The organism is Methanobrevibacter sp. UBA212 (assembly GCF_905233225.1).
GTDB lineage: Archaea > Methanobacteriota > Methanobacteria > Methanobacteriales > Methanobacteriaceae > Methanocatella.
Window position 1 is genome coordinate 1 of record NZ_CAJODJ010000050.1, and the last position, 9,853, is coordinate 9,853.

At 41.2% G+C, this 9,853-nt stretch carries 5 protein-coding genes; 4 read left to right on the plus strand and 1 reads right to left on the minus strand.

Annotated features, from left to right (window positions below):
- Positions 1–406, minus strand: a 406-nt coding sequence (locus tag QZ138_RS10300; RefSeq protein WP_292888948.1) for a pyridoxamine 5'-phosphate oxidase family protein, incomplete at its 3' end; no start/stop codon positions are given.
- 483 nt (positions 407–889) lie between these two features.
- Between QZ138_RS10300 and QZ138_RS10305 the strand changes: the two genes are divergently transcribed.
- From QZ138_RS10305 to QZ138_RS10320, 4 genes are all read left to right on the plus strand, one after another.
- Positions 890–1,324, plus strand: a complete 435-nt coding sequence (locus QZ138_RS10305; RefSeq protein ID WP_292888949.1) for an Ig-like domain repeat protein — start codon at positions 890–892, stop codon at positions 1,322–1,324.
- 146 nt (positions 1,325–1,470) lie between these two features.
- Positions 1,471–3,657, plus strand: coding sequence for a hypothetical protein (locus tag QZ138_RS10310; RefSeq protein ID WP_292888950.1), 2,187 nt, complete (start codon positions 1,471–1,473; stop codon positions 3,655–3,657).
- Between the two features lie 253 nt (positions 3,658–3,910).
- Positions 3,911–8,212: an Ig-like domain repeat protein gene (locus QZ138_RS10315; protein WP_292888951.1), complete on the plus strand. Its 4,302-nt coding sequence runs from the start codon at positions 3,911–3,913 to the stop codon at positions 8,210–8,212.
- A gap of 130 nt (positions 8,213–8,342) precedes the next feature.
- On the plus strand, positions 8,343–9,853 hold a 1,511-nt coding region (locus tag QZ138_RS10320; RefSeq protein WP_292888952.1), incomplete at its 3' end, for a hypothetical protein.

Genomic DNA, 9,853 nt, shown 5'->3' on the forward strand with positions numbered 1-9,853 from the left:
CGTATGATTTGTTTATTTTTCCGGTGATGTCACGGATTTCGGCTGTTGCCTCTTCAAGGTGGAAGATTCCCAGCTTGAATCCGGTTTCATCATTGTAGATTCCCTGAAGGAATTCGTTGCCTGCAACAATGCTTTGCCCGAGTGTGTAGTCCTCTTCAAAGACGGCTTTTCCGTAATACCTTAAGAAATCGGTTTCCACAAGGGCGACGATTTCAACGTATGGGTTTTTTCTCATCTGCTTGTAGACGTCCTTGAAATCTCCCACTCCAAAGTAGATCTTGCCGTCCTTTAAAAGGTGAAAGCCTAACGGCCTGTTTTTAGGCTTGTCTCCGTCAACTGTTGCCAGGAAAAACACTTTCGCTTCGTTTAAAAATTCATCTATTCTTTCAGCACCTTCCAATGCCATGTTGTCACCTCACTAAGTTTCTTACGGTTAAATGTATTGTGCTGATAGGATATATATTTTGAGTCTTTGATTGGGGTGTAGGAAAAATAAATTTTACTGTATGGTCTTTTTAAATTATATTGAATGCATATTTATATATAGATTAATAAATACTTTTTTTTAACAGTCGGTTTTGGCATTGGCATCACTTAGTTTGAAAACATCTCATATAAATGTAATGCAAATTCCATTATAATGGCGAAAACACACATTGCATTACATATGAAAATTCGGGTTTCTTGACTTTCTCATGTTTCATATTTAAGTAGGAATATTTCAATCGATAAGGTTCCTTCCTTAGTTGGATTCGGCCTAGAATTCGAAGTCGGCAGTGTCGGTTCAGCTTACGTTTCATTTGGCGACTCTGTTGGTGTTAAAGCTCATGTTCTCGGCCATCCTAATGCTGTCGTTGATGTTTCAGGAAATAAGATTTCTGTTTACGGATTGGATGAAGGAACATACGTCTTAAGCATTACGACAATACCTGACGCAAACCACGACGCAGTAACCAGTTATGCAGACATAATCGTCAGCAAGAAAAGCGATGCCGGATCACCAAGCACTCCGACAAATACAAATGCGCCAGCCAAAAAGGCAACGCCAAAATTGACTGCCAAAAAGAAAACCTTCAAACACAGTGTTAAAGTCAAGAAGTACACAATCACTTTAACGACCAACCTAAACAAAGCTTTGAAGAATGCAAAAGTTACCTTAAAAATTAAAGGCAAAACCTACAAGGCAACCACAAACGCCAAAGGTAAAGCAACCTTTAAAATCAAAAAGTTAACTAAAAAAGGCACATATAAGGCAACAGTCAAATTCGCCGGAGACAAAAACTACAATGGCATAAGCAAAAAAGTTAAAATCAAAGTTAAATAAGGAGATAACCTCCTTATACTTTTTCTTTTTTTTAATCAAACATTCATCGCAGATATTTCACACCACATTTCCTGAGCGAACATCACACATTAAAGCAAATTTCATTTTGCAAAATTATTTTTACCTCTTCGAATAAAACTATTTTCATGAAGATTAGATGGATGGTAGTGTCGAGCCTGCTTTTTCTTTTGGCATTTATGGCATGCGTCAGCGCAGCGGACAACCTGACGGATGCAAACGCCACTGAAACCGTACCGCTTTTAGAATCAGAGGACATAACCTCACACATCAATGTCACATTCGACGAGCAGGTATGGGAAAAGGATTTGGGAAACATATCAGTCGAGCTTCCGGAAAGCGCCTCCGGTGAGTTCTGCATAAAGATAAACGATGAGGCAATATACAACGAAACGATTACTGACCATTCATTTGAAATCCCGATAAAGCTTCCAAAGCCTAAATTCATCATCATAGCCAACGTATATCCTCCGATGGACATGAAGACATATAAGGTATCCGCATTCTACAACGGAGCTGACCTCAACATCACAAAGTCCCTGAAGGTGATGTCATATCCTCCGGACTATGACGTCCTGCGCTTTCCAGAAGAGATCCTTCACTACAAGGAGCACCAGGTGGCGCTGGTCTTTCCAAGGTCAGCCAACGGCACGGTTGAGCTTTACATTGACGGCAAACTGGTTGAGAGAACCTCTGCAATGCCGGTCCTTTCATGGCAGACCGACCTGTTTTCAAGTCTTGATTTGGGAAGGCACAATGTCACGATATCATATCTCGGAGATTCCTACTACCGGCCGTTCAACAGGACATTCAACTTCACCGTAGTCGATGTGCTAATAAGCATACCCAAGGTCATAAACATCAGCCATGACGACTGCATCTCGGTTGAAGCATCATCCAAAGCCTCAGGAAGCGTCAAGGTATACATCGACGGCAGGCTGGTGGCATCATCAAAGACATCCAACGGCGAGTACATACTCTCCCTTGAAAACTACATAAAATACACTGACCGTGAGGTCACTGTGTCTTTCGAAGGCAAGGACTTCTCAAGGACCAAAAACCAATCCGTAAACATGACATATGACTTCGACGTGTGGATCGTGCCATTCACATACGGCGATGAAAACATAATAGAGGTCATGCTGCCAGACACCCTCAACAACAACCTCCTCACAATCGAAATCAACGGCACAAGATACCCATTCAAGCGCAGCGAAAACATAGTCAACAACCAGGTTGAAGTGGATGTGTCCAATCTCGGTTCAGGAAACTATACCATGACCGTTTCCTTTGCAGGTGACGACAAGTTCTACACCCTTAAAAGGACCTACGAATTCACGATAAACTACGGCTTCCATGTTCCCGATGAGGTCGAATACATGGACTCATCAAAGGTTTTCCTTGAGCTTCCAGGAGATGCTTGTGGTAGCCTCATGGTCTATGTCAACGGAAACCTCTACAGAACTGTTGGACTCACCAACGGATATGCTGAGGCTAAAATAGACTCCTTAGCTCCGGGAGATTATAACCTGCTTTTAAGCTACAGCGGCGATGACTATGACATCGAGGATGTGGAGGCATCATTCACGATTGTCCCTAAAATCAGCGTTACCTACAGATTTACAGCAGGAGAAGACGGATACGTCATGGTGGAAGTTCCAAAGGATTGCAGGGGCCATGTGATATTCAACATAGACGATAAGCCTTATAAGGTCATCATCAAGGAAGGAATTGCAAGATACTCCCTTAAAAACCTCGCAGTGGGGGAACATGACATATACATCGACTATTACGGCGCCAGCGGATTCGAGGACCTTGACCAGTGGAGGGTCGTAACAGTATATAAGGCAAAAATCAAGCCCGTTTCATCTGAAGTCACCTTCAAAGGAGTCAATGTGAAGATGAAACTTCTAACAAAGCAGGGAAAACCTCTTATATCCAAGGTGGTGACTGTAAAGTTCAACGGCAAGACCTATAAAGTCAGAACGGATAAGAACGGTGTTCTGAAGTTCAAAAAATCAATGAAGCTCAAAAAGAAAAGATACACGCTGACGGTCACATACAAGGGGTCAAAGCTCACCAAAAAGTTTAGGGTAAAGCCGATAAGCATAAAGGCAAGCAGGACTAAAAACAGGCTCATTGTCAAGGCAACAATCAACAAGAAGGTTAAAAACGAAGTTGTGAAAATCAAGGTCGACTCCAAGGTCTACAAGGTCAAAACCAATAAAAAAGGCATCGCCAAGCTGAGCGTCAAAAAGCCAAAAAAGATAAGAAGCGTCAAGGCCACCTATAAGGGGAGCACAGTCACGCTTTAGGTTTCAATTGGGAAACAACCTCTGCAAAAACTTCCGTGCTGATTTAAAACAATGTTTAAAAATACGCATTAAATATTCAAATTTCTTTATTTTTTTCATGAATTGCTTATAATCGGATTTTACATCATTCAACTTTAAATCCATCTAATTTTTTAAAAAATGCCAATTTCGTTCGCATCAAACCGAATGTTATAAATAAGTTGCAGTCAAAATACTATATCATATTCAAACGAATATGCTAAGATGTGAAATTATGAAGATTAAGCATTTGATAATGGTCGGTTTGATACTGGCCATTTTGACAATAGGTGCTGTCAGCGCGTCGGATGATTCAGATGCGCTTGCAGCAATCGACAACGATGATTCTGTAGATGAGACAGTTTCAATCGATAGTGGAGAAGGGGATACGCTTTCCGACTATGACGATGAGGATGTCGACGTATCTCTGAATACTGACGATGAAGGAGGCATTCCTTTAGATGAGGACTATGCTTTTGCAGAAATCACTGCCCCTAATGATGCAAAAGGAAATGTTACCGTTTTCATTGATGACGAGAGTAACCCGGTATTTGAGGATGAATTAACTAATTTGGATTATGTTGTGGATGAAGATGATTCCGATATTTATATCTATTCTCTTAAATTGGGAAAATTGGGAAATCTGGCCGAAATGTTTTCAGTTGGCAGCACACATTGGTTTAAGGTTGTCTATTCTGGTGATGGCTATTATAATGAGACTTCAGATTATGACACTTTATTCATAACTGATACTGCTCCTAGATTTGATTTTGCTGTTCCCGATTTCGTCTTGACCGGTGATGATGAAGCTGAATTTTATTTTGACCTTGTATCGGATTTAAAAAATAATTATTCCATTTTCCTTGATGATAACCTGCTATACACTGGAAAGGAAAACTATTCTCAATATTTCAAGGATCTGGCGGATTTAATTCCGGGCAAGCACACTCTCAAAGTTAACTACACAGGCGATGATTGCTACGATGCATTTGAAGAGGTTCGCAATTTCATTTATGATGACATAATATTCTATGTTCCGGACAGGATAATCGCCAACTCTTACAAAACTGTTGAAACTTCAATCATGGTATATCTGCCATCAGATTTTGGAAGTATAACAGTTCTAATCGACGATAAGAAATTCAGAGACGGGGATGTGGAAGAATACATAGACGAGGGTTATTCCGGCTTCCGCATAAGGATAGACCTGTCCGATGAGGATTTGGAGTTTACGCAACACACCTACAACATCACATACTGCAATGGGGACTTTAATAAATCCGGCAACGGCTCATTCCTTTTCGATTTCGACTTCGATGTTGAATGTGAGGACTATGAAATGGATGACTACATTGAATTTGGAAAAAGCACGGAATTCACAGTTGATTTGTCCTGTTATGCAGAAGGAACTGTTTCAGTTGTCGTTGCAAACAAAACATTGACCTTCGAGGTCGATTATATGTATGACTCTTTTTTCATCGACAACCTGCCGATAGGCGAATACAACCTGACCTTCACGCTCACTGGAAACTTCCCTGAAAAATCATGCAACTATTCCATTTGTGTTGAGCCGGTCATCCATGTTCCTGAAACATTCACATATAATGGAAATGATGTCATATCATTGACACTGCCTGGCAATGCTTCAGGAAACTTGACAGTTTATGAATTTGAAGATGGCCATAAAGTAACAATCAAGACTGTTGAATTAAAGGACGGCAAAGCCGAGATTTCATTAAGTGATTTGCCGTTCGGCGATTATGATATTTATGCCGAATACACAGGTGAGGACTATGATGTTGAGGTGGTTAATGAGGATATTAGTGTCGTTCCTCGTGTAGATTACGCTAAATATGTCTGGAAAAATGGAAATTACACAGTAACTGTCAGTTCACCAGATAATGTAAAAGGCAATCTCTCCGTTTTCATTATTTTAGGTAGTTATTGGGGCCCTGAAGAAAATTTGGATATATATAATGGCCCTGCAAGAGGATCAGTTTCAATTGATTTGCCTCTAGATAAATTAAACATAACTAATTATCCATTCTGTGTTATCTACAGTGAAGATGGAGATAGAGTTACCTTTAAGGAGTATGAGTTCAGGATATTTGAAAACAGCCCGGATTCAAATGTCACCATCGAATTCGCCAAGAAACTGAACAAGTTCGGAGATGTGGATTACGCATATATAATCAGCAACCTCCCTAGGGATGCGCAAGGATTCGAATATGAGGTTTACGTTGACGGCAAGCTTGTCGCAGGCAAGGAAATTTACTTCGATGACTACTATAGCGCCACCATTACCGGCGACATTGACATGGAAAACCTGACCCTGGGAACCCACAGCTGGAAAATCAACGCAACCTTCTACAGGTATTATAATCCGATTTCACAGGAAGGCACATTCACCGTAACATGGATTGACGTTCCGGAAGTGATGTACGGCGATGAGGAGATAGATTTCGACATCGATGATGTTAACGCAACAGGAACTTTAAGCCTCTTGATTGATGGAAAGGACTATGCCATGGAGTTTGTTGACCATGGTGAGGCCGCAATCATCATAAAGGATCTCGCAATCGGCGAACACACATATGAAATCACATATTCAGGCGATAAGACTCATGAAAAATTAACGAAATCAGGCAAATTCACTTTCGCCCAATTATTGTACATAGCCAACCTTGAAGATGACAACGTCATGCCGCTGTATTCATTCTACCCATTCTTCATCATAGTTTCCGATGATGCAACAGGAAATGTCACAGCAACAATCGGCGGTCAAACCGTCACTGCCGCAATCATCGAAGGCGAAGCCACAGTCAATTTCACAGGATTGGGTGAAGGAAACTACACAATCACAGTCAAATATCCAGGTGACAGCAAATATCCTGCCGCTGAAATCTCATATAACTTTACCATTGAAGGTTATGTGATAGTGAGAGACGGCGATAACGACTCAACATTCTTCGCATTGGTATTGCCAAGCGACGCTACAGGCAATCTGTCAGCATATCTGGGATTATATGACCCGTATACTGAAAGCTATGACTATGGCCTATTGAAAACAGTTGCCCTTGTAAACGGCACTGCCATAATCAACGTCAATGATTTGGGCTTGAGTTACGGAGAATATCATGTTAAGGTGGCTTACGAAGGAAACTACACTGAAATCGAACCTTTATACACTGATATAGAGCTTTCACCTAAGATAATCGTGTCCAGTCTGGTGGCAATGGGTGAGGATGCAAGAGTCGAAATCGATGTTGGCAGCGCAACAGGAAACATCACCATCATCCTCAACAACGAGCCATATAAGACAGTTGAGCTTAAAGACGGCAAGATCAATGAAAGCATTTCCGCCGCCGACCTGATACAGGACAACTTCGTATCATTCAAATACATCGGCGATGATTTGGACGAACACGTATTTGATGTGTATGACGGTGATGGCGGATATGAACCTATCTTATACGAGATTTTGGTTGAAATCAATAACCTGACCATTCCGCAGACATTCAGTTCCGACGGATCCGGAAACATCACGATGGACCTGCCTGAAGGTTTCTCAGGTAATGTGAGCGTTTATGTGGATGGCGAAAAGGTATCAACAACTCCAGTCACCGGAGGAAAGGTCACCATTCCGGTAACTGGACTGAACGGCACAGCTCAAGTTCGCGTAGAGGTTGAAGACGCCAGCGGAACCAAATATACTGCATCTGCCACAGTGAAAGTTTCAAAACCTGATGCAAGCGTTGATGTTGCAACTCCAACCGACAGCAAAACTCCTCAATTCACAGTCAACCTGCCTAAAAACGCAACAGGTAGCATTATCGTCAACATCGGCGGTAAAAACTATGGCGCTGATTTAATCAACGGTTCAGCAACCATAAAACCTACCGACTTGGCAGACGGCACATACAACGCAACAATCAGATACACTGGTGATGACAACTACTCCCCATTCACCAAAACAGTCAGCGTAAACATCAAAACGGTCGTTGACCCTAAAATCACTGCAGGCGACTTGAGCGTCATATACTCAGCAGGCACCAAATACTCCGTAACGGTCTATGGAACTGACGGCAAGGTTGCCGCAAACGCCCAGGTCACTTTCCTTGTAAACGGCAAGGTCTTCAAGACAGTAACCACCAATGCCAATGGTGTTGCAACAGTCGTTATCACACAGAACCCTGGAACCTACAAAATCACGACAAAAGCTTTAGGCATTGAAGTAACCAAGAAGCTAACAGTAAAACACGTATTGAAACTCCAGAAGGTCAAGGTCAAACGTTCAGCCAAAAAGCTCGTGATAAAGGCTACTTTAGCCAAGGTGAACGGCAAATACCTCAAGGGCAAAAAGATCACCCTCAAGTTCAAGGGCAAAAAATACACTGCCAAAACAAACAAGAAGGGTGTTGCCAAATTCACCATCAAGAAAAAAGTGCTTAAAAAGCTCAAAAAAGGCAAAAAGGTAACCTATCAGGCAACCTACCTCAAGGATACCGTAAAATACACCGTTAAGGTCAAAAAATAAGGAGTCAATTCCTTATTTTTCTTATTTTTTTAATTTCATTTCAGCTATTTTTCCCGATTTCAATACTATCCATCATAATTGTTAAATATAGTTTACACACAAACTTATTGATATAGTGATGTGATTAATCATGAAAATGAAATATTTGATAATTGTGGGATTTATCCTGGTCATTTTTACAATCGCCGCCGCCAGTGCGGCAGATGAAATGGCTGCAGGAAACACTACAGAAGCTTCAATTGATTCTGATGATGCGATTGGAGAAAATGATGATGTGAATGTGAGTGTTAGCGATACGGTGGATTTGGATGATGAATTCTATTGTGCCGTTTATGTTCAGGACATTTCCGGTTTAAACGGTACCGTTAGTGTATATGTCGAAGACAATGGAACAGCGGCATATAACAGGACTTTTGACTCTGAAGAGGAGATTTCTTGCTTGCATATCCATGCCAATGACTTGGGAATTTCAAATTTTGGAATATATAAAATAAAAACGATTTATCAGAAAAACGGTGCCGTTGAGCCATATGAAGTTGAAAAAACGGTTGATTTCACATATGAGTTCAAATTTTATCCGTTCTCTGAGGAGGATGATGATGGCTTGATGGATGAATTTTTGTTTGACGATAGGATTTCATTTAGAATTGCACTTCCGCAGTCCGTTTCAAACAGGGTAATCGTCAACATCAGCGGAAAGTCATATGAGGTTTTCCTGACTGAAGGCGAGGCCATATTTGCTCCTGCGGTCGATTTTAAGGTAGGAAAATACAATGCAACCGCCACTTATCCAGGGGATGAAAGATATCCCAGCAGGACAGAAAGCTGTGTGTTTGCAGTTATTCCGGAAATCCTTTTTAATGACATGTCAGTAGGCGAAAAAAGTGCCATAATACTTCAGGGTTCTAAGGCAACCTCAGGAAATGCAACCCTATATAACAGAATAGGCGATTACGCAGACCAGTGGGGCAGCGCAGTCATAACAGTTGAAGTAGTTGACGGACGAGCAATCATTCCGGTGGAAAATCTGGCCGAGGGAAATCATCCCTTCTATGTGAACTACACTATGGGCAACTATTCCGGCTATTATGAAGTTTTCATTTACGTCGACAGAAATTCTCCGGAATATTCGGTCAATGTGGACAGAAATCAGTTGGAAGCCGGAAATGCCCTGAATATAAACATTAAATGTCCTGTTTCATCTGATGTTATGGATATTTACGTTGATGGAAAATTCGTCAAATCAGCCAGTTTGGAAACAGGAAAGGCTAGCGAATCCATTAAAGGACTCACCATAGGTGAGCACATGATCAAGGTCATTCTGGACTCAGACGAGAAATTCTACTCAAACACTTTCTTTGTAACCGTCAAAAACCCTGCCAATAAGGATGTCATCAAATTGGCCCTCAAGAAGGTCAGCGTCAAGAAATCCGCCAAAAAGCTTGTTTTAAAGGCTACATTAAAAATCAACGGAAAGGCCGTTAAAGGAAAAGTAATCAAGTTCAAGTTCAAGGGAAAAACCTACAAGGCAAAAACCAACAGGAAAGGTGTTGCAAAAGTTACAGTCAAGAAAAACATCTTGAAAAAACTTAAAGTGGGCAAAAAGGTCAAAATCCAAGCGACCTACAACAAAACAACCAA

Excerpts from the sequence above, each read along its gene's own strand:
- QZ138_RS10315 (WP_292888951.1), top strand. The coding sequence starts at position 3,911 with ATGAAGATTAAGCATTTGATAATGGTCGGTTTGATACTGGCCATTTTG.
- QZ138_RS10310 (WP_292888950.1), top strand. The coding sequence starts at position 1,471 with ATGAAGATTAGATGGATGGTAGTGTCGAGCCTGCTTTTTCTTTTGGCA.